At 68.7% G+C, this 20,030-nt stretch carries 13 protein-coding genes; 6 read left to right on the top strand and 7 right to left on the bottom strand.

Annotated features, from left to right (window positions below; translation table 11 throughout):
- Positions 1-109: 109 nt before the first annotated feature.
- The 4 genes from ACFVVX_RS26865 (at position 110) to ACFVVX_RS26880 (ending at position 6,577) form a co-directional block, all read left to right on the top strand.
- Positions 110-3,412 (top strand): AAA domain-containing protein, encoded by a 3,303-nt coding sequence (locus ACFVVX_RS26865; RefSeq protein WP_387949181.1) that lies wholly within the window; start codon positions 110-112, stop codon positions 3,410-3,412.
- Positions 3,413-3,645: 233 nt separating this feature from the next.
- Entirely contained in the window at positions 3,646-4,323 is a 678-nt protein-coding gene (locus tag ACFVVX_RS26870) for a hypothetical protein (RefSeq protein WP_387949182.1), read from the top strand.
- A gap of 38 nt (positions 4,324-4,361) precedes the next feature.
- Positions 4,362-5,459 carry a helix-turn-helix domain-containing protein gene (locus ACFVVX_RS26875; protein WP_387949183.1) on the top strand — a complete coding sequence of 366 codons (1,098 nt, stop codon included), beginning with the start codon at positions 4,362-4,364 and terminating at the stop codon, positions 5,457-5,459.
- Positions 5,460-5,647: 188 nt separating this feature from the next.
- Positions 5,648-6,577, top strand: a complete 930-nt coding sequence (locus ACFVVX_RS26880; protein WP_387949184.1) for a phosphorothioated DNA-binding restriction endonuclease — start codon at positions 5,648-5,650, stop codon at positions 6,575-6,577.
- 111 nt (positions 6,578-6,688) lie between these two features.
- On the opposite strand, the gene ACFVVX_RS26885 is transcribed toward ACFVVX_RS26880, so the two are convergent.
- Entirely contained in the window at positions 6,689-8,605 is a 1,917-nt protein-coding gene (locus ACFVVX_RS26885; RefSeq protein WP_387949185.1) for a DNA/RNA helicase domain-containing protein, read from the bottom strand.
- Positions 8,606-9,254: 649 nt separating this feature from the next.
- On the opposite strand from ACFVVX_RS26885, the gene ACFVVX_RS26890 reads away from it, so the two are divergent.
- Positions 9,255-9,584, top strand: a complete 330-nt coding sequence (locus ACFVVX_RS26890) for a trypco2 family protein (RefSeq protein WP_387949186.1) — start codon at positions 9,255-9,257, stop codon at positions 9,582-9,584.
- An 11-nt stretch (positions 9,585-9,595) separates the two neighbouring features.
- The gene (locus tag ACFVVX_RS26895; RefSeq protein WP_387949187.1) at positions 9,596-12,355 is read left to right on the top strand and encodes a trypsin-like peptidase domain-containing protein; all 2,760 of its coding nucleotides are present in this window, start codon (positions 9,596-9,598) and stop codon (positions 12,353-12,355) included.
- Between the two features lie 844 nt (positions 12,356-13,199).
- On the opposite strand, the gene ACFVVX_RS26900 is transcribed toward ACFVVX_RS26895, so the two are convergent.
- From ACFVVX_RS26900 to ACFVVX_RS26925, 6 genes are all read right to left on the bottom strand, one after another.
- Complete coding sequence (locus ACFVVX_RS26900; RefSeq protein ID WP_387949188.1) at positions 13,200-15,110, bottom strand: amidohydrolase; 1,911 nt, start codon at positions 15,108-15,110, stop codon at positions 13,200-13,202.
- 304 nt (positions 15,111-15,414) lie between these two features.
- Positions 15,415-15,843 (bottom strand): SsgA family sporulation/cell division regulator, encoded by a 429-nt coding sequence (locus ACFVVX_RS26905; protein WP_387949189.1) that lies wholly within the window; start codon positions 15,841-15,843, stop codon positions 15,415-15,417.
- Positions 15,844-15,995: 152 nt separating this feature from the next.
- Positions 15,996-16,709, bottom strand: a complete 714-nt coding sequence (locus ACFVVX_RS26910; protein WP_387949190.1) for an alpha/beta fold hydrolase — start codon at positions 16,707-16,709, stop codon at positions 15,996-15,998.
- Between the two features lie 19 nt (positions 16,710-16,728).
- On the bottom strand, positions 16,729-17,616 hold the full coding sequence (locus ACFVVX_RS26915; protein WP_387949191.1) for an AraC family transcriptional regulator: 888 nt from the start codon (positions 17,614-17,616) through the stop codon (positions 16,729-16,731).
- Between the two features lie 75 nt (positions 17,617-17,691).
- Positions 17,692-18,543, bottom strand: coding sequence for an alpha/beta fold hydrolase (locus tag ACFVVX_RS26920; protein WP_387949192.1), 852 nt, complete (start codon positions 18,541-18,543; stop codon positions 17,692-17,694).
- Positions 18,544-18,739: 196 nt separating this feature from the next.
- Positions 18,740-19,987, bottom strand: a complete 1,248-nt coding sequence (locus ACFVVX_RS26925) for a PucR family transcriptional regulator (protein WP_387949193.1) — start codon at positions 19,985-19,987, stop codon at positions 18,740-18,742.
- Between the last annotated feature and the right edge of the window lie 43 nt (positions 19,988-20,030).

Here is a 20,030-nt window from a genome sequence, read left to right on the forward strand (position 1 = left end):
CCCCGGGTGCCGAACGCCGGCCGTGGATCTCGGCAATGCTCCTACGACGAACCGTCCCCAGTGGTAGGACATAGGCGACCGGGGGACGCGTACTGGCGATGGGGGGACTGTGGGCTGGCGCGAGGAAACGGTGACGGCGCTCGATTCCTGGCTCGCCGCAGAAGGCGGCACCGGGCGCAAGCCCTACTGGCGGATACTGGGACGCGCTGTCGCAGCCGGCCCCGGCGAGTACGCCATCGACATCCGCGGCCTCACCATCAACGCCGACCAACTCCAGACCGACAGCCTCCGCCTCGCGGAACCGGATGAGAACACGGTCGAAGACGGCCACCCCGTCCTCGACGTCACCCACGACGGCACCGCCCTGCGCATCCGCGTACCCGACTTCGCAGACCCCGCCGACCCGTGCCTGTGGCTCCACCAGCAACCCGCGACGTTCCTCGTCAAGTCCCTGCGCGACGGTATCGCCGGCATCACCGACGACGGCCTTGCCGGCCTGCTTGCCCGCGGAGAGCCCGGCGGGCGACTCTCACCGCACGGCCTGCCGTCGGGCACCCTCCTGCCGGCCCAGGACCTCGCCTACCGCGCGTGCGTCGGCACCGGCCTGTGGCTCGTGTGGGGCCCACCCGGCACAGGCAAGACCTCGGTCCTCAAACGCGCCATCAGTGACCTCATCTCCGCCGGAAAGCGCGTGCTACTGGTGTCGGCGACCAACATCGCCGTCGACAACGCCCTCCTCGGCGTCGTGAAGGAACAGCGCCACTCTCCCGGGAAACTGGTCCGCGTCGGCCCACCGCACCTGAAACAGATCGCCGACGACCCCGAGGTCTGCCTTCCCCTCATGGTGAGAGCGAAGCTCGCCGCCATCGGCGGGCAGCGCGAAGCCGTCGCCGCTGAACTCAGCGCCCAGCAACAACGAGCCCAGCACCTCGCCGCACTCACCCTCCGCCTCGCCGACTTCGACACCGACCACTACACCCGCCAGCGTCAACGCCTCGACGATCCGACCCTCGCGGCGAAACATCTCACCGCCCAACTCGCCGCCTACTCCGACCAGCACCGCGACCTTCAGCCCCTCCTCGCGCACGCCGAGGACCGGGCCGAGCAAGCCCGACAGAGCAGCGACAACGCCGCCGGCAACCGCGCTGCCTGGGCCGAGATCGACGCGCTGGAAGCCGAAACAGCCGACGTCGAAGAGGCCGCCACCAGCGCCGAGGCCCGTGCGCTCCTCGCACACCAGGAAGTAGCCGAGGCCCAGCAGGCCCTCGACGACCTCGAAGCCAAGAAGGGCCTGGCCAAACTCACCGCGCGCTCAGCCATCGCCGCCGCCGCGAAGCACCGCGACACCACCCTCGCACGCCACCAAGGCACCTTCGACAACGCCCGACAAGCCCGCGCCCTCGCCGACCGCCACCGCCTCCAGACCCACACCACCATCACCCGACTCAGCCGGCAGATCCCGCTCACCCGCGACGACCTGGCCGCCATCGACACCGAACTACACCAGGCCGACACCGCGCTCCGCCGGGCCCGCGACACCGAACAGGCCACGGCCGCCCTCCTCGTCCACCTCGACGAACAACTGCGCCTCACCCTCGCCGCGTCCGACGACGTCAAGAAGGCCGAACGCCGCGGCCACCCGGCCACCCACCACGAAGCCCAGACCCTGCGGCCCCAGGTCGCCGCCGACACCACCCGCCAACCCGCGCTGGTCAAGCAGCACCGCGAACTCCACGAACAGTACGAACGCCTCGCCCGCGACGCACAAGGCCAGATCATCCGCGAAGCCCGCCTCGTCGCCACCACCCTCGCCAGATTCCGCACCAACCCCACCGTCTTCGAAGGCCCCTACGACGTCGTCCTCGTCGACGAGGTCGGCGCCGCCACCCTGCCCGAAGTCCTCCTCGCCGTCGCCAAGGCCAAAAGCACCGCCGTACTCCTCGGTGACTTCATGCAACTCGGCCCCGTACTCCCCGAAGCCCTCAAAGGCAGCAGGCGCCCCGACATCCAACAGTGGCTCCTCACTGAGGTGTTCGAGCACTGCCACATCGACACACCGGCCGCCGCCCGCGCCAACCCCGGATGCATCAGCCTCGACGTCCAACACCGCTTCGGCCCCGACGTCATGCGCCTGGCCAACACCCTCGCCTACGACGGACTGCTCACCGGCGGGCCCACCGTCCAAGCCCGCGCCCGAACCAAGGCACAGGACGACGCAGAGATCGTCATCGTCGACACCGACGGACTTGGCGACCTCGCCCAGATCCACCACCACGGCCCGTCCAGCGGATGGTGGCCGGCCGGACTCCTCCTCGCCCGCACCCTCGTGGAACTCCACCGAGCCGACGGAGACACCACCGGCATCGTCACCCCCTACGGAGCACAGGCGGAAGCGACGCTCGCAGCCCTGCGAGACATCGAAGGCGACTCCGGACTCCTCGCCGAAGTCGGCACCGCCCACCGCTTCCAAGGCCGCGAGTTCCCCGTCGTCATCTTCGACCTCGTCGAGGAACGACACGGCCGCGGCATGTGGATGGCCCAGGCCTCACGCCGCCCGGGCAGCGGAGACTGGGCCCAAAACGGCCTCCGCCTGTTCAACGTCGCCACCACCCGCGTGCAGAACCGCCTGTACCTCATCGGCAGCCGCGACCGCATCCTGGCCGCACCCCACGACAGCGCCCTCGGAGCCGTCCGAGGGCTCATCGAAGCCGGCGCCGTCCGCACCATCCGAGCCGCCAACCTCGTCACCCCACTCGCAGCGCAGGCCCCCGGACTCGGCCCGGTCGGTGCCCGCCTTGCGGACATCCTCAGCCGACACGTCGAAATCGCCGACGTCCAGGACGAAGTCTCCTTCTACAAGACCTTCGCCGACCGCCTCGCCGAAGCCAAGCACTCCCTGTGGATCTGGACCCCGTGGGTCGCCAAGCGCGTGCGAAGCCTGCTCCCCGCCCTGGAGGACGCCGTACGACGCGGCGTGCAGGTCACCGTCTTCGTCCGGGACCAGAGCGACCAGAACCAGCAGCGCTTCACCGAGTACCTCGACGAGCTGAAAGCCGTCACCCCCTCCGTGATCCCCGTCAACGTCATGCACCAGAAGATCGTCGTCATCGACGAGAAGACCGTGCTCCTCGGCAGTCTGAACGCCCTCTCTCAGAGCCACTCCCGCGAGATCATGCTGACCGTGCGAGGCGCCCACTTCGCCCGCAAGATCCTTGAGCACGAGCACGCCGAGGACTTCGCCCGCCCTCCGAAATGCGCTGGCTGCCAGGGAGACCAGCTCGACCTCAGACGAGGCAAAGCCGGCTGGTACTGGCGCTGCTACGACAGGGCATGTCCCGCCCGCAAGGGCGACCGAGCGTGGACTGCTCCTGTCCAGCTCACAACGTCCCGATCCAAGCGGGGAACCCGCTGAATCCAAGTGTCAGCCACCTGGGTGGCCCAGGATCAGGGAGTCTGACGAACGTTTCCCCAGCCCAAGGACGAACGTCTCGACCGACCCTCTGGCAACCGCCCAGGTCAGCCCGCTCGAACTCCCAGGCGCAACAACTAGCGATCTCGCCGCGCCACTTGAGTCAGTGTCACGCGCTACCCTTATAAAAACGCGCCCGCATGTGTGGTGCGATTCTTATAAGACCCGGAGGGTTCGTGCTTCTCAACGCTGCTCGCGGCAACCCGGACGACAGCACGCGGCTGCTCGCCGACATGGGCCTGAGCCCCGAGTACTTCGACCGTGTTGTTCGCACGGGAGAGCGGTCCCGCGAACAGTGCACCAAGGACGACCCAAAGAACGCCCGCGGTACTCAGGACTACCTGGCCCGCGTACGGGAGCTCCGCTTCCTCCTCCGCACCGAACTCGGCTGGAAGCGCTACGATCCGAAGCAAGCGCCACTGATCGTCAACCCCGACAAGACCATCGCCATCGGAGTCCTGTTGGGTGACGCTCGCACCGGTCTTCCGGGCAACCCGCAGCCTCGCAGCCAACGGCCTGCCGGAATCACCAAGGAAGCCGCTGTCGCCCGCAACCAGAACCTGCAGCAGCTCTCCCTGTTCACCCCCGCTGCCGGACCCGACGAAGTCCACCTGGACGACGACGAGTACGCCAACCTCGCCACCTGGTACCTGCTGACACGCCGCACCGAGGGCCGGAAATCGAACATCGTGGAGATTCGCAGTGAGCTCTCGCTGCCGGATAGGGTGGGGCCAAAGGGGCGAATCGACAGCTGGAGGGCCCGGATCCTGCTTCCCGCCGTTCGAATCGAAAAGATCCAGGACTACACTGGCGATCACGCCGCAAGCTACGTGGTAGACGTCCAGGAGCGGTGACAGCGAGCACATCGACCAGCTAAGGATGACGAGGAGCGATGATCAATTCCTCGCGCATCGTCGTCGCCCGCAAGCGGCGCGGCTACACCCTCAACGACCTCGCGACCCGTGCGGGAATCAGCCTCCAAAGCTTGTCGAACTACGAGCGTGGGCGGACCGAACCAACTGCCGACAGCCTCACACAGCTGGCGACCGCCCTCGACTTCCCCGAGTCCTTCTTCTACCAGTCGGACCTGGAGCCCATCCCACTCGAAGCCGTCTCCTTCCGGGCCCGCAGCAAGCTCGCCGCCGGCCCACGCGAAGGAGCGCTCGCGGCGAGCCGGCTCGCCCTCGAACTCCACGACTGGATCGAGGACCGATTCAGGCTCCCCGCTGTGGACGTACCAACACTGGGGAAGCCGGACCCCGAGACGGCAGCCGAGATGGTCCGCGCCCGCTGGGGCCTAGGTCACATCCCAGCCGGCAACATGGTCCACCTGCTCGAATCCCATGGCGTCCGCGTCTTCTCCCTGCCCCCCGAGTACACGGACGTGGACGCCTTCGCAACGTGGCGGCACGGCATCCCGTTCGTCTTCCTGAGTACGCTCAAAACGCCAGAACGCGGCCGCTTCGACGCCGCACACGAGCTTGGCCACCTGGTCCTGCACGGCGAAGACCGTTCACTCGTCGGCCCCCAGGCCGAGCAGGAAGCCAACGCCTTCGCCAGCGCGTTCCTCATGCCCCGCACCAGCGTGCTCGACCACATGCCCCGCTCACCCCTAGTCTCACAGATCCTCCAGGCCAAGGCGATCTGGAACGTGTCCGCCCTCTCCCTCACCTACCGCCTGCACGACTTGGGCCTCCTCACCGACTGGCAATACCGGCGAACCGTCATCGACCTCGGAGAACGCGGTTACCGTACCGGCGAACCCAAGGGCATGCCCGTCCGTGAAAGCTCTCAGCTCCTGGACAAGGTCTTTGCGAACCTGAAAGCCAAGGGTCGTGGGCTTTCGGACGTTGCGAGAGAGCTTCACGTCACACCCAAGGAACTGAGCAGCTGGGTGTTCGGTCTCATCGTGACCAGCAGGAGCGGCAGCAACGAGCGGCCAGCCAGAGAAGGTGGCGGCACCCGCCCGAAGCTGACCCTCGTGCGCTGAGACCGGTGACCGACTTGAACGTCTGGTGAACGGGCCAGTGATTTTGGCGCCGGTAAGGCCGGGGCGGACGTCCTGTGTCGAGCGCGGGCTGTCTACCAGGTGCATCGTTCGGGCGGCGCTCGGGCAGCGTCCTGTGCGGGGGCTTGAGGCTGTGGTTGTGTCGGTGTCCCGGAATACATTGTGCGGTCATGGACTGGCTGGAGCGGGTGGCGAAGCTGAGACGGTGGACGAACAACGACGTTCGGGCGCCGCACAAACCGTTGCTTTTGCTGTACGCGCTGGGCAGCTTCCAGCGCGATGCCGACGGCGAACTGAGGTACAGCGCTGTTGAGCAGGAGCTGAAGCGGCTGCTCGAGGAGTACGGGCCGTCCCATCCGACCACCCCCGCGTACCCGTTCCATCATCTGGTCAGTGACGGCGTCTGGGAGGTCAGAACCGACCAGGGCCTCGGAAGCCCGGGAAGTGGCGTGCGGGTCCTGCGCTCCAGCGGCGCGACCGGACGGCTCGCGCCCGAGTTGCGAACAGCTCTGCGGAAGGACCCGGCGCTCATGGGCCGTCTGGCGCGGGTGCTCCTGGACTTCCACTTCCCGCCGTCACTGCACGCCGACCTGTGCGAAGCCGTCGGCCTCGACCTGGACCCGGTCGAGGCCTCGGGTGTGACCGGTGGCCCGGGCGGGAGGGAGCGGGCGGCGCGACGGCAGCGGGACCGGCGGATGCGTGAACTCGTTCTGACCGCATATGAGTTCCAGTGCGCCTTCTGCGGCTACGACGGGATGCTGGGTGCGAGCACGGTCGGCCTGGAGGCGGCGCATGTGCGCTGGTGGTCGTACGACGGGCCGGACGAGGTCGACAACGGCCTGTGCCTGTGCTCGCTGCACCACAAGCTCTTCGACAAGGGTGTCCTGGGCCTGGGGGAGGGCCGCCGCATACTCGTCTCCCAGCGCTTCGTCGGGCGCAGCGAGGCCAGCAGGCAGCATGTGCTCGCCTTGGCCGGACGGCCGGTCATCGGCCCGCAAGCGGGGGTTCCTGCGGTCGCGGGCCGGTACCGGCAGTGGCACGCCGAACAGGTCTTCCGAGGTGAGGCCCGGGAGCCCCTGACCCCGGCGTACACGGGCTGAAAGAGGCCGCACGGTCGCTGACTTGTCAGCGACCGTGCGCCGTCCGACTCCACTTCGAGTGGCCCGTTCCCAACCGTGCAGACTGGACGGCACCGTGTGTCCCGCCCGGAATCAGTGAGTGGTCATCGGCCGTGGGTGGCTCTGCTCCATCGCGATCTGTCCTACCTGCTGCCCGGTGACCAGCTCCCGCAGTTTGGCGCGTGTCTCCGGGTCCGTCGAGTACACCACCGTGCCGATCATTCCTCGCGTCAGCAGCACCTTGTAGGTGTTGCGAATCAGACGGTCGATGTCGGCATCGCTGGTGGACTTGCGGAACACGGGGTCCTTGGACGCCGTCCGGTCGGTGACCCACCGATCGGTCCGCCAGACGAGGTCCGGCCCGAGGATGACACCGCTCCAGTCGTACTCGAAGCCCTGGGCGGTGTACACGCAGCCGACCTGGCCGAACCCGGCAGGGTCGGTGGCCCACAGCGCGGCCGGCGGGGCGCCAGCGATCGAGCGGTCGCCGTACACGTTCCACGGACGGGCCCAGTCTCCGATGTGCACGTCGAGGGGGAGCGGGTCGCCCGGGGCCACCTTCGTCGTCCACTTCCAGCAGTACCCGGCCGACATGCGGGAGCCGTATCCCTCGGCACGCCGTGCCTCGAGGAACGCCTCCAGTTCGTAGGGGCTGTCGACCACATCCAGGGCGACCTTGCCGTCGGGCTCCCAGCCGACGGGGCCACCGGGCTCGAGGTTCAGCAGACGCACCACCCAGTTCAGGTAGGCATCGCTGCCGCCACAGCGGAACTGGCTGTCCAGCTCCACCACCTGGCACTCCAGGCCCTTCACCGCGGAGGCGGCCCGGATCTGGGCCACCGTGCCCATCTCACCCGGCCGGACGACCTGGTGCTCGTCCAACAGGAACACTGGCACCCGGGCGGCGTCGATCAACTCCTCGATCTGGGCCTTCCCTGTGCGCTCGGCAGCCCGCGTGTAGCGATTGGCCGACGTCTCCCGGATCCGGTGCGCCTCGTCACAGATCAGCACGTCCAGACCGTTGCGCTCGGCGCTCATGAAGCTGTTGAAGTATTTGAACAGGTCCTGGACCTCACGCTTCCGTGCGCCGGCGACCCGCCGCATGGTGGTGGTGAACGAACTGGACCCGGTCGCGTGCAGAGCCGTGACACCACGCCGGTACAGATCACCCAGGAGGGACAGCGCGATGACACTCTTCCCGGTACCCGGGCCGCCCGTGATGACGACGACCTCCTTGTGATCGGACTGCTGCGCCTGGCGGACCGCACGCAGCACCAGCTCATAGGCGACCCGCTGCTCGTCCAGCAGCACGAACTGCTCGCGCTCGCGGACCTCGTCGGCGGCGACCGCCATCAGCTGCTTGGACGGGGCCACCTTGCCCGCGAGCAACTGATCTGCGGCCTCCGCGCCGGAGACCGGCTTCAGCCTCGAGCGGAGGTACTGGACGAACTCCCCGCGGCGCTCCGCGGTGAAGAGCCGGCCACGCTCGTCCTGCGGCACCTCATAGAGGCCCTGAACGCCGAACTCCGTCGCGTTGTGCAGGAAGGCCACGCCGGACAGCCGCTCGGGATGAGCGGCGAGTGCGCCATTGAAGGAGATCAGGTAGTCGCAGTAGCCGCGGACCTGCTCGATCGGGTTCAGCACCGGCCGGGTGTACGCGTCGACCCGGCAGAGCAGCGGATCACCGTCCTCCGGAAGCGCGCTGCTCCACTGCTTGAGCTCGACCACCATGTACGACGGCTCGCCCGTACTCGGGTGAACGCCGGCGAGTATGACGTCCGCGCGCTTGCTGTTGAGCGGCAGCGAGTACTCGAGGAGCACCTCCACCATGCCGAGCCCGGCGTCCAGGAGGGCGTTGGTCAGAGTCGGGATGCTGCGCTCCCAGGAGCGCACCTCGGACGGGCTGGGCTTGTGGCCGTGCTTGTGGACGAACTGGTCGATGAGACGCACGAACAGTGATCCGGCCAGGCTCTCGGCAGCGACCGCGGACGCGGAGTCGCGGAACAGCAAGGAATGCTCCCAGGCAGCACGAAGTGACTCGTGCGGGTGGGGGCATGTCCCTGGAGGGAAGCCCGGCGGGCCGCGCTGATGACAGGGTCAAACCTACAACGGGGAGTCTGAGCTCGTACCCGAACGCCTGCTGAAGGAATATCCGCCCAAGCCCGAGGGCAGGGAACGATTTACTCAGACGGCCTGCGTGGCATGGCGACAGGAGAGTGGGGGCAGGGCCGTGGCCACGCCGGCGGGGAGACAACGTCGCTATCCAGCCGGACCCGCAGGCACACCCACCGCCTGGCTCGACGGCTTCCGGCGCCTGCGGGTTCTCCGTCCGTACTGAGCACGGCTTGACCATCCTGCAAGCCCGCTGGGAGCAAGAGGGTGCGTGGCAACGCCAGGCCAGCAGCCGGAGCAGCCCCGTCTGCGCGGAGAGGAGGCCCCTGCCGGCGCGGGTCTTTGGCCGGGCGAGGACGAGCTGGGCTGTTGTCGACGCTGGATGTAGAGAACGCAGTCGGGCAGGCGGACGTCGCCCAGTGCAGGGCGGGCGTGCCACAACCGGTAAGCCTGAAGATCGCCACCACGAACATCAGCAAACCGCGGGTGCCGAGGAGGGTGTCGCGGCAGACTTGGTGCGCATCGAGACGGCGATCGAGGGGGCCATGTGGAGATTCGAGCGACTGAGCTCTCGGAAGCGATCAAGGCCGTTCGAACGGGCCTTGTAGAGGCCCAGCAGGACGGGGATGGCTTGCCAATCCGATTCTCCGTCCGGGAGATCACACTTGACCTGGAGGTCGAGCTGCGCCACAGCGTGTCGGCGGGCGGTGGCGTGAAGGCCTTCGTCGTGTCCGCCGACGCCAAGGGCGAACGGGCGAGCACTAGTGCGCACCGGCTGACGGTCACTCTGGACGTTCAGTCCGGCCGAGCCGGAGGTGATGTGCTCATTGGGGATCGGCGTGGTCTGGCCCCGCTGCCGGGTCCGGCTGCGAACTAGGCGGGCGGCGGATGGGGGGAACGCCAGCACAGCGGACCGTCGAGGTCTGTAACCCGCGAGTCGGTGTTGTCGGCTCTGGCAGCATCATCGCACCCGGACTGGTGCTGACGGCGTACCACGTGGTCTGCTTGAAGGGCGACAACAAGCCAGTCATTGTAAGGGCGTTGGAGGGAGGGTGTCAGGCCGACGCCGAGGTGGTGTGGTCCGACGCTGAGCTGGATGCCGTGCTGCTGCGGACTGACCGGGCGCGGATCGGCACCGATCTGACCGCTGTGCGCTGGGGACAGCTGACCTGCGAGCACGCAGCGGTGCGGCCAGTTTGCACGATGACCGGGTTTCCTCGGGCGATGAGCCGCCTGTTGACCCGGGGGGATCAGGAGACCGCGGTTGACGATCCGAAGACTGTGGACGGCCGGATCAAGCCGGGTTCTGGCCAACGCTCTGATTTCTATGTCTTCGAGATCGGCGATGCACCTCCCGGCTCCCACGACCTTTGGAAGGGCATGTCGGGTGCCGCCGTATTTTGCGACGATCTGGTTGTCGGCCTCGCTGCCAGAGCCGCTGAGCACTGGCACGGTCAGATGCTCCTCGTCGTCCCAGCCGACCAGCTTCTTGCCGCCACCGGCTTCGCCGAGACCATCACCAACGTCACCGGCATGCCTCCGCAGCTGCGGCCTGCCGACCTCAACCCCCTTCTCACCGACCTGCGCGACGCGCAGCTGTCTTCCTCTCACTTGCTCAACCCCCACTCCCGGGTCGTCCCCCTCAGTGGCACAGTTGACCACCTCAGGGCATTGGACGAATGGTGCTTGACCAGCCGTGCCACCGACGTCGCCGTGATTACCGGGACGGGCGGCATCGGGAAGACCAGACTTGCCAGCGAGTTGCTCCACCGGCTCTCCCACACACCGAGGCGGCAAGACGCATGGATCGGCGGGTTCCTTGCCGACAACCCCCGCCGCCAGCCGCCCGAGTACGTCATGCTAACCACCGCCCGCCGACCACTGCTCATCGTCGTCGACTACGCCGAGACCCGACTTGACCAGGTGAGACACATCCTCGACCTCCTGGCCGCACCGCGCTTAGGAGGCCGCATCCGCCTGCTACTCATCGCCCGCGGTCGTGACAACTGGTGGCCGCCGTTGCGCCGGGCCCACCAGGGCACCGCTGCGATGGGAGTAGGCCTGTCGGTCGAGGCGACGGCGACGGATGCCCTCAAGGGAATCGGAACTGCGCGTACGTACGCCGTCGCCAAAACCGCCTTCACCGAGTGCATCGGTCTGTTGCAGCAAGCAGGCCTGGGCGAGGAATGGCCGGTACCTGCTGTCGGGCCCGGGACCACAGGTATGCGCCATCTTCCCGCAATGGCTGACAAGACTGTGATTGCGCTCCACATGGCCGCGCTCGCCGACGTCCTGGCCAAGCGTAATCCCGCCTTGGCAGTGTTCGACAGGCCAATGGACGTCCTGCTCGCCCACGAGGAGAACTACTGGCGGCGCGTCGCCGCCGCTCGTATGCCGAACGTCGCCTTCGACATCGGACTGGTCCGCTCCATGGTTGCCGTTCAGCGACTGACAGGTGCTCAGACACGGAGGGATGCCCGAGCGGCGGTGAGTGCCGGCTTCGAAGTTCACCATCACGGGCTCCCTGCCACGACGGCTCCCCAGGCTGGGGACCTGGCGGCCTACGAGGAGATCCTTACCGCGCTCTACCCGTCCGGCAGCGGGGCTCGCTGGGGTGCCATGGGCCCCGACCTGCTCGGTGCCGCTCTAGTCGCGGAAGTCGAGCAGGACAGTGGGGGTGAGTTCATCGAACGCCTTCTGCCTCACCCTCATCTCACCAACGCCCAGCGCTACCAAGGCCTAACCGTCATCACCCGCGCCTCGGCCACCCAGCCGGAACTCGTCACCAGTGCTGCCCGGGCCGTGGCCGCCGCCCCAGCGCTCCTCCTGCCTATGGTCACCCAGCGGATCGCAACCCAAGCGGCTCCGGAATCCGCCCGCGACCTGCTTCTCAACCTCCAGAACGCCCTCATCGAACGCGCAAGCGAGGACGATGACTTCGCTACCACCTTCGACTGGGCTGCCGGTGCAGTCACCTCCACCCTCACCCAACTACGCCCGGCGGACCACCGACGCAGCCGCGCTGCCCCCCGAACTGTAGCCACCGAACCTCCGGCCAAACCCACGATGTCGACCGCAGAGCCGGATCCCCAGGATCCGCTGAAGTCCCACACGCCTGATGAGGCCGAGGTAGAGCCAGCACCGTCTGCACCGACCGTTGCGGCGCGCCCCGCCAAGGCCACAACCGACGCTTTGCCTCTACCAGTCCACACGCGAGTGGTTATCCACGCTCCGCGGCCGGGCGTTATGCGGATTCTCAGCTCCAGCGTAGCCGTGATGTATCTGGCTCTCATGGGCTACGTATCGGGCCGCGCCTCGTTCGCTTCTAGTGACCCGTCGTTCTGGGGCCTCTGTCCGGCGGTCGTCGGATCCAATCTCGTCTTTGCTTTCTTCTTCGGTCACTGGCGTTTGCGGCTCGGATATCCCACAGTTCTTGTCCCTTTGACTGTTTGGGCCCTGACGGTCGCGACCGGAGGCGTGTACGCGGAGAGCGAGAGGATTTCCTTATCCATCCCAGTGGCGGTCGTCTGGTCTCTGATGGTCGGCGGTGGGATGGTTCTGCTGACGTGGACGGTGCGTTCCTGGACTGGGCAGATTGAGGTCGTAGAGCGATCAGACAGCGCTACGCGTGGCCAGGTGTCAGAGTGATCCAACGGAATTGGCATCGTGTGCGCACGGTGCCCTGGCGCCCCGTGGCAGTCGCCCTTGCGGGCGACCGAGGGCCGCAACGCCGCCACCGAGTTCAACCGTGCCAGGCGCATCGTGGTAGCGATCGCATCCGGTGCCGAGGATCACGACGGCTGGAGCCTTGTCAGCTTGAGGCGGTTTCTCAGCAGTCGCAGCGATGGAACCGAAGCTGATTGGGAGCGGGTAGATTTGGGGACTTGCCGGGGACCACGCGTCGTTCACCACCGTCTCTGAGGTGCCTTTCGGCGAACGAAAAGCGCGGGCTGTCTACCGTCCGACGTGCAGCGATGGCTATGCCTAAGGGGTCGCAGGTTTAAATCCTGTCGTCCTGACCGGCGTTTACGCAGGTCGGAGGCCGTTTCTGTCGAAGGGCAGGGGCGGCCTTTTTGTGCTGGTGGTCGCAGTGTGGTCGTGAACGGTTATTCACGTTGCCTTCTGGGGGTGCGTCCTGCACATGGGAGTGCCTTGGGGTGGCCGGTTGCTCCTCGAGTGGCGAGTTGAGCGCGGCTGACAGGCCGATCGGACGCGGGTCTGCGTCGGAATGGCTTTGATGCTTCTGTGTGCGGGCATGTCTGTGGGCGGTTGCTTGAGTGGGCGCCAATTGTGGTTCGGCTGCCCGGTGTTCTGCGCGCCTCTGTGTGGAGCGCTGCTGCGTATCCGTCAGGCGGCTTGACTCGGCGCCGGGCGGGGACGGGTATGTCGCCGAGGTCGGGTTTTGTCCTCGTGCCGGGCGACGCCGTGCGCCGCCGGGTGGCAAGGCCTGGCGGCGCACGGTGGTGAGACTGTCGGCCCGGAAGTGGGTGGCTCAGAGGAAGCAGGGGTCGTCGAGTGCGGGGCCGGCGGCCTGTCCGGGTACCCACTGGCCGCGGGCCGCGCGCCAGGCGCGCTGCTCGTCGGAGTCGGCCGCCGCCTCGGCCAGCCGTTCGGCCTGCCGGACGCCGGACAGGCTCGGCGCCGGGGTGGCCTGGTAGCCGCCGAAGCGGGCCACCGGGCTCCACAGCGGGACCACGGCCGGCAGCTCCGGGGCGAGGCCCTCGTGCTCCTGGGTGCCGTACACGATGCGGCCGCCGACCACGGTGAGCACCGACTCGATGTGCGGGATGTCCTCCTCGGGGACGGTCAGGTAGTCCGCGCTGAGCACCGTGAGGTCGGCGTAACTGCCCACCCGGAGGCGGCCCTTGACCTCCTCCTCGCCGGTGAGTCGGGCGCCGCCGAGGGTGTACAGCTCCAGCGCCTCCTCTCGGCTCAGCCGGTTGGCGGTCGGGCGGAGCGTACGTCCGCTGACGGCCCGTCCGGAGACCAGCCAGTGCAGCGCCACCCACGGGTTGTAGGAGGAGACCCGGGTGGCGTCGGTGCCGGCGGCCACCGTCAGGCCGCGCTCCAGCATCGCCCGCACCGGCGGGGCGTCGGCGGCCGCGGCCGCGCCGTAGCGTCGGACGAACGCCTCGCCCTGGAAGGACATCCGGTTCTGCACCGAGACGGCGCCGCCGAGCGCCGCGATCCGGTCCAGGCTCGCGGTGGAGACCGTCTCGGCGTGGTCGAAGAGCCAGCGGTTCCCACCGGGGAACAGGCCCTCGGCGGCCAGCCGCTCGAAGACCGCCAGATCGCGGCGGATCGTCTCGTCGTAGCTCGCGTGCAGCCGGAAGCCCCAGTCGTGCTCCATCAGCAGGCGTACCGCCTGCTCGAACCCGGCTTCGTACGGGCCGAGTTCGGGGAGCGGTTCGGAGAAGTTCTCGAAGTCGGCGGCCGCCCAGGTGAGGTTCTCCCCGGCCCCGTTGAGCCGCAGCCATTCGTCCCCGTCGCCGGGGCGGACGGTCTCCACCCAGCGCCGCAGGTCGTCCAGCTCCTGCCCGGCGGTCTGCGGGAAGAGGTGGTAGGCGATCCGGAGCGTCAGCTGGCCGTTCTTCGCCAGTTCCGTGACGGTGCCGTAGTTCTCCGGGAAGCTCTGGAAGCCGCCCGCCGCGTCGATGGCGGAGGTGAGCCCGAAGCGGTTGAGCTCGCGCAGGAAGTGCCGGGTGGAGGCGGCCTTGTCGGCCTCGTCCAGGGTCGGCGCCTTGGCCAGGGTGGAGTACAGCAGCAGGGCGCCCGGGGCGGCCAGCAGCATGCCGGTCGGCTCACCGTCGTGTGCGCGCACGATCTGCCCGCCGACGGGGTCGGGGGTGTCTCGGGTGAAGCCCGCGGCCCGCAGTGCCGCCCGGTTGAGCAGCGCCGACTGGTACAGGTGCAGCACGAACACCGGGGTGTCGGGGGCGGCGGCGTTGAGTTCGGCGAGGGTGGGAAGCCGGCGCTCCGCGAACTGGTCGGCGGACCAGCCGCCCACCACCCGGACCCACTGGCCCGGCGGGGTGCGTTCGGCCTGGGCGCGCAGCATGGCCAGTGCCTGGCGCAGCGTCGGCACGCCGTCCCAGCGCAGCTCCATCACGTAGTTGAGGCCGCCCCGGATGACGTGCAGGTGCGAGTCGTTGAGGCCGGGGACGGCCCGCCGGCCGAGCGCGTCGACCACGCGGGTGCGCGGGCCGACCTGCGGCAGGACGTCGGCGTCGTCGCCGACGGCGGTGATCAGGCCGGCGCGGATCGCGACCGCGCTCGCCCGGGGGCGCAGGGGGTCGCCGGTGTACACCTTGGCGTTGCGCACGACCAGGTCGGCGGTGTGGTCGGGGGAGGCGCCGGGGGCCGAGGGCCCGGGACGGATCCCGGCGACGGGCATGCTCGACATGCGATCTCGCTTTCGGGGAGCAGGAAGAGGGGAGGAGGAAGAGGGGAACAGCGAGGAGAGGAGCAGAGAGGAGGGAGCGGGGGAGCGGTCGATCACTCGCCGATGAAGGCGAGCAGTTCCTTGTTGACCTCGGTGGCGTGCGTCCAGATGAGGCCGTGTGGGGCGTCTTCGAGCACCACCAGGCGGGCGCCCGCGATGGCCTTCGAGAGCGGGGTGGCGCGGGAATAGCCGGGACGGCGGGGGCAACGGCTGTGCGAACGCGGATGGTCAGCGTTTCGGCGCGGGCCCGGGCGGTACTTGAGGCCTAGGAATCCGCGTTCGTGATACCGCTGGAAAGGATCTCCGCCAGAACCCTGTCGAGTTCGGCCCGGGCCTTGTCCTCCCAGCGTTCCCCGGCGGACTGCGTCCTGGCCACCACGTCGCGCACATGGGCCGACGCCATCCTGACGACGCACCAGGACTGCCCCGAGATGAGCTCGACGTCCGTCTCGTCCTCGCCGTGGGGCCGGACGCGTACGTCTCCCTCGCCCGTCGGCAGGATGAGTCCGGTGGCGAGCAGATCCCGGCCGAACACCCAGGTCGCGGCCGGTGGATCGTCCTCGACTGCGAAAAGGTCCATGCGGACTGCCAGCGCATCGTCCGGCGAATGCCTCATGCGCAAGGTCAGTTCATGCCATTCGTGCTCTGCTGTCATCAGCCTCGCGCTGATCGTCTTTTCGAGTGGGGGCTGCATTGCGGTTCCTTTCGCCTTCCTTGAAATTACCGGTGATCCGGATGTCGTCGAGCCGTTCCACGCACGCGTTCTTGTCCTCTGGTGCACGCGATTCGCGCATCAACGTGGCGCGGACGGACCGGGATTCGCCGGCGCCACTCGGTGCGTTGCGGTCAGCTCGTCGCCCGCAGCGCGTCCCGGATCAGATCGGCGACCTGCCTGGGCTCCGACAGGGCGACGGCGTGGGAGGCGTCCGGGAGCTCGATGACGACGGACCCGGCCCGCTCGGCGCCGAAGCGCTGGACCTCCGGGTTGATCGCGCGGTCGGCTCCGGCCACCAGGGCCCAGGACGGCTTCAGCTGCCAGGCGGCGGCGGATGCCGTCTCGGTGAAGGCCGCAGTGGCGACCGGGCGTTGGGCCGCTGCCAGGACCTCGGCGACCTCCTCCGCCACGTCCGCGGCGAAGACGGCGGGGAAGGCCGCCTCGTCGATGGTGACCTCGACCGCGGAGTCGCCGTCGACGAGCGGGTAGGTCCACCGCTTCAAATTGCTCGTGAGCGAGGAGTCGGGGAAGCGTCTCTCCAGATCGCCGAGGCACTCGCCCTCGTGGAGCACGTACGCGGCTATGTAGACGAGTCCGACGACGTTCTCCGCGGCGCCGGCCACGGTGATCAGCGCACCGCCGTAGGAGTGGCCGACGAGAAGGACGGGGCCGGCGATCTGGGAGACGACGGACGCGACGTAGGCGGCGTCGGAGGCGAGGCCGCGCAGGGGATTCGGCGGTGCGATCACCGGGATGCGGCGGCTGCGCAGTTCCGAGATGACGCCTATCCAGGCCGCTGCGTCGCCGAAGCCGCCGTGTACGAGGACGACGGTGGGGGTGGTCATGGCGGTTCTCTTCTCGGTGTCAGGCCGCGTGCGGGGCGTCGGCGACGGCCGAGGCTGCCATGGACTGCCATTCGCTCGGGGTCATGCCGTACGCGCCCCGGAAGGTGCGGCTGAAGTGCGAGGGGCTGCTGAAGCCCCAGCGGTGCGCCACCGCCGCCACGGTGAACCGGCGGTTGGACCGGCCCAGCTCGACCCTGCAGGACTCCAGCCGACGTCGCCGCACCCACTGGCTCACCGTGATGCCCTCGTTCTGGAAGAGCTTGTGCAGGTACCGGACGGAGATGTGGTGGGCGCGTGCGATCGACTCCGGCGAGAGGTCCGGGTCCATGAGGTGCTCCTCGACGAAGCACCGGATCCGGGACAGCATCTCGCTGCCGATCGTCGGTGCCTCGGCCTCCTCGCCCTCCTCCCCGGTCCCGAGGACTTCCATGAGCAGGACGGACAGGAGGTGGACGGCCGTACGGGCGAGCCGGTCCCCGTGCCTGGACCGGCGGAAGTCGGCCTGGTCGGCGAGCGCGGACAGGAAGTCCGACACCAGTGCGCCCAGCCCGTCGCCACCGGGCACGGGAACACCCACCACCTGGTCCAGTTCCGACTCCGTGACTCCCAGATAGCCGCGGGGCACCCGGAAGAAGATCATGCGGCAGTCGTCGCCGAACTGCAGGAGGTGGCGCCTCGCCGGGTCGCAGAAGACCAGGTCGTGCGGCTCCAGCGCCGTCCTGACCCCCGCGCGGACGCTGGTCGCCGACCCCCGGACGTGCATCCCGAGATAGAGGAAGTTTCCGTCCCCCTCGCTCGGTATGCCGGAAGGGATCTCGACGAGCCATTCGGAGGAGGAAACCGGCCGGAGAGCGGCGGGCCGGTGTTCCTCCCTTTCCGGCGCGCGTGACATCACTGACTGAATCATGAGAACTCCAAGCCTTTCGGTTCTTTGCGGTGGAGCAGCCGTTCGAGCGGCTGCCGGAACGGACACGGAGACGGTCTACGCCCCCAGGTCCGGGTCCTCGGCGAGGAACTTCTCCACCACCGCGTTGAAAGCCGCCGGGTTCTCGAGGAACGGGAAATGTGAATTCGCCGCCTCGGACGTGAACACATGGATTCGGGCGCCCGGAATCTGCCGGGCGATGAAGCGCTGCGATTCGGGGTTCACATGGCTTCCCTCGCAGCCGATCACCAGGGTCGGCACATCGATCCGGGGAAGCACGTCGCGCCAGTCCTGGGCGCAGTGGTCGAACAGCAGGGGGACGCCGGCGTGGGCGGGAGTCGAGGTGATCTCCCGTGCGACGAAGGCGAGGATCTCCGGGTCCGGCTCGCCCGAGAACATGCCGCGCACGAAGTCGGCGCGCACCTCGTCACCACCGGGGGCCGCGAGCGCGGCGAGTAGTTCGAGGAGTCGCGACACGTCGAAGATGGCGCCGGACTGCCGCTGCTCCTCCCCGGTCGTCCAGGGGACGGCGGCGACGGCCGCCGGCTGGTCGACGGCGACGAGGCGGCGGATGCGTCCGGTGCCGTACTGGTCGATGAAGCTCCACCAGACCGAGACGCCCATCGACCACCCCAGGGCGTCGAAGCGCACCAGCCCTAGGTGGTCGACGAGTTCGAGCACATCGCGGGAGAGCCGGGCGATGCGGTAGCCGTGCTTCGGCTTGTCGGACAGCCCGTGGCCCCGGAAGTCGACGGTGATCACGCGACGGCCGGGCGACAGGTTCTCGGCCTGGTGGCGGAACATCGCCTGGCTCTGGCCCCAGCCGTGGAGCATGACCAGGGGGATGCCCTCGCCACCGGTGTCCCGGTAGGCGAGGCGTGTCCCGTCGGTGGTGATCAGTTCCTTCATGACCTCTTCCTTCTCTGGCCACGGGCGTGTGGTCGTGCCCGCGCCGTCTCTCACATCTTCGATTGGGGCCCTTCGCCGCCACCACCGCGCGCTGTAGGAATCGGGTCGCGGATCCTTCTCGCTTTGTCGAAGCGGCGGGGACCGGCGGGGACCGGTGGACCGGTGGGGACCGGTGGACCGGTGGGGCCGGCCGGGATCAGGCGGCCCGGTCGTCCCCGGTGGCGAGGAGTTCCTCGATCCTGAGCCCCAGGTGCAGCGTGAGCCGGTGACCGCCGTCGTCGAGGTCGAGTCCGGTGATCTCCTGGATCTGGCGCAGGCGGTAGTAGAGCGACGTGCGGTGGAGCCGCAGCGCCTCGGCGGTCCTGGGGATCGATCCGGCGTGTTCGAGGAAGCAGCGCAGGGTGTCCCGGAGCCGGTCGTCGCCGTGGGCCTCGTTCAGGGTGCGCAGTGGCTCGGGGACGAGGGAGGAGTTCAGTGCGTGCTCGGGGAGTTGGAGGAGCACGGCGAACTCCCCGAGCAGGTCCCAGTCGCCGATGCTTCGCAGCGAGGGGATCCGGCGCGCGGCCCGGGCCGCGACGAGGGACTGCTCGTACGACCGCCAGGCGTGCTGCAGGCCCGGGTGCCGCCCGCCGACACCGATGACCGGAGCCGCCGACGGTTCCAGGAAGGTGGCGAGTTCGTCGAGGATGCGGGCCGACTGGGTGGCGACCTCGGGCGGGGCGGGAGGCCGCTCACGGACTTGGAGCAGGACCGCCCGGTCCTGGTCGACCGCGAGGACGCCGTGCGCCGAACGTGTTTGCCGGAAGCCCTCCAGGGCTCCCCACAGAGCCGCCTCGGGCTGCCGTACGGGCTCCGTTCCGCGGCGCAGCCTGACCAGGGTGACCAGGACGTGTTCGGCCTCGCCGAGCAGCCCGAGTTCCACGGCCCGCCGACGTGCGGCGGTGCGGGTGACGACGTTGGTGCCGACGAGTTCCAGGACCAGGGTCCGCTCGTCGGTCTTCCGGGTGTCGGCGCCGAGCTGCTCGACGTACATCTGGGCGGCCATCAGGCCGGCGGCCCGCCCGATGGCTTCGGTCTCCTTCGGTTCGAGCGTCATCTCGGGCGCCACCACCATGAGCAGCCCCAGGAGGTGCCCGCGCTCGCGCAGCGGCACGACGTAGCGGGGCAGGAGTCCGAGGTCGTCACGGCCCTCGATGAATCCGGCCCTGGGCCACTGGGTGACTCCTTGGGCGAGTACGTAGCGGATCGTCGCGTTGTCGGCACGGCCCTGGAGCAGCGTGCCGATGCGTACCGGGTCCTCGTCGCCGAAGTGGCGACTCGTGCAGACCACGCGGACCAGCGGATCGTCGATCGCGACGGACCGGCCGAGCTGCTCCGCGAGTTCGTCGACGAGCGCCTGGAGTCCAGGGCTGCCAGGGCGGGCTCGCTGGAGCCTTGCGGTCATGCGCTGTTCCTCTCTCGACCAACTGTTCCCTGCGGAACGCTTC

Source organism: Kitasatospora sp. NPDC058170, from assembly GCF_042883905.1.
Classification (GTDB): Bacteria; Actinomycetota; Actinomycetes; order Streptomycetales; family Streptomycetaceae; genus Kitasatospora.

What these genes read in the sequence shown, in the direction of transcription:
- ACFVVX_RS26875 (WP_387949183.1), top strand. Translation starts at nt 4,362, where the DNA reads ATGATCAATTCCTCGCGCATCGTCGTCGCCCGCAAGCGGCGCGGCTAC.
- ACFVVX_RS26920 (WP_387949192.1), bottom strand. Translation starts at nt 18,543, where the DNA reads ATGAAGGAACTGATCACCACCGACGGGACACGCCTCGCCTACCGGGAC.
- ACFVVX_RS26925 (WP_387949193.1), bottom strand. Translation starts at nt 19,987, where the DNA reads ATGACCGCAAGGCTCCAGCGAGCCCGCCCTGGCAGCCCTGGACTCCAG.
- ACFVVX_RS26895 (WP_387949187.1), top strand. Translation starts at nt 9,596, where the DNA reads ATGGGGGGAACGCCAGCACAGCGGACCGTCGAGGTCTGTAACCCGCGA.
- ACFVVX_RS26915 (WP_387949191.1), bottom strand. Translation starts at nt 17,616, where the DNA reads ATGATTCAGTCAGTGATGTCACGCGCGCCGGAAAGGGAGGAACACCGG.
- ACFVVX_RS26910 (WP_387949190.1), bottom strand. Translation starts at nt 16,709, where the DNA reads ATGACCACCCCCACCGTCGTCCTCGTACACGGCGGCTTCGGCGACGCA.
- ACFVVX_RS26880 (WP_387949184.1), top strand. Translation starts at nt 5,648, where the DNA reads ATGGACTGGCTGGAGCGGGTGGCGAAGCTGAGACGGTGGACGAACAAC.
- ACFVVX_RS26900 (WP_387949188.1), bottom strand. Translation starts at nt 15,110, where the DNA reads ATGTCGAGCATGCCCGTCGCCGGGATCCGTCCCGGGCCCTCGGCCCCC.
- ACFVVX_RS26905 (WP_387949189.1), bottom strand. Translation starts at nt 15,843, where the DNA reads ATGCAGCCCCCACTCGAAAAGACGATCAGCGCGAGGCTGATGACAGCA.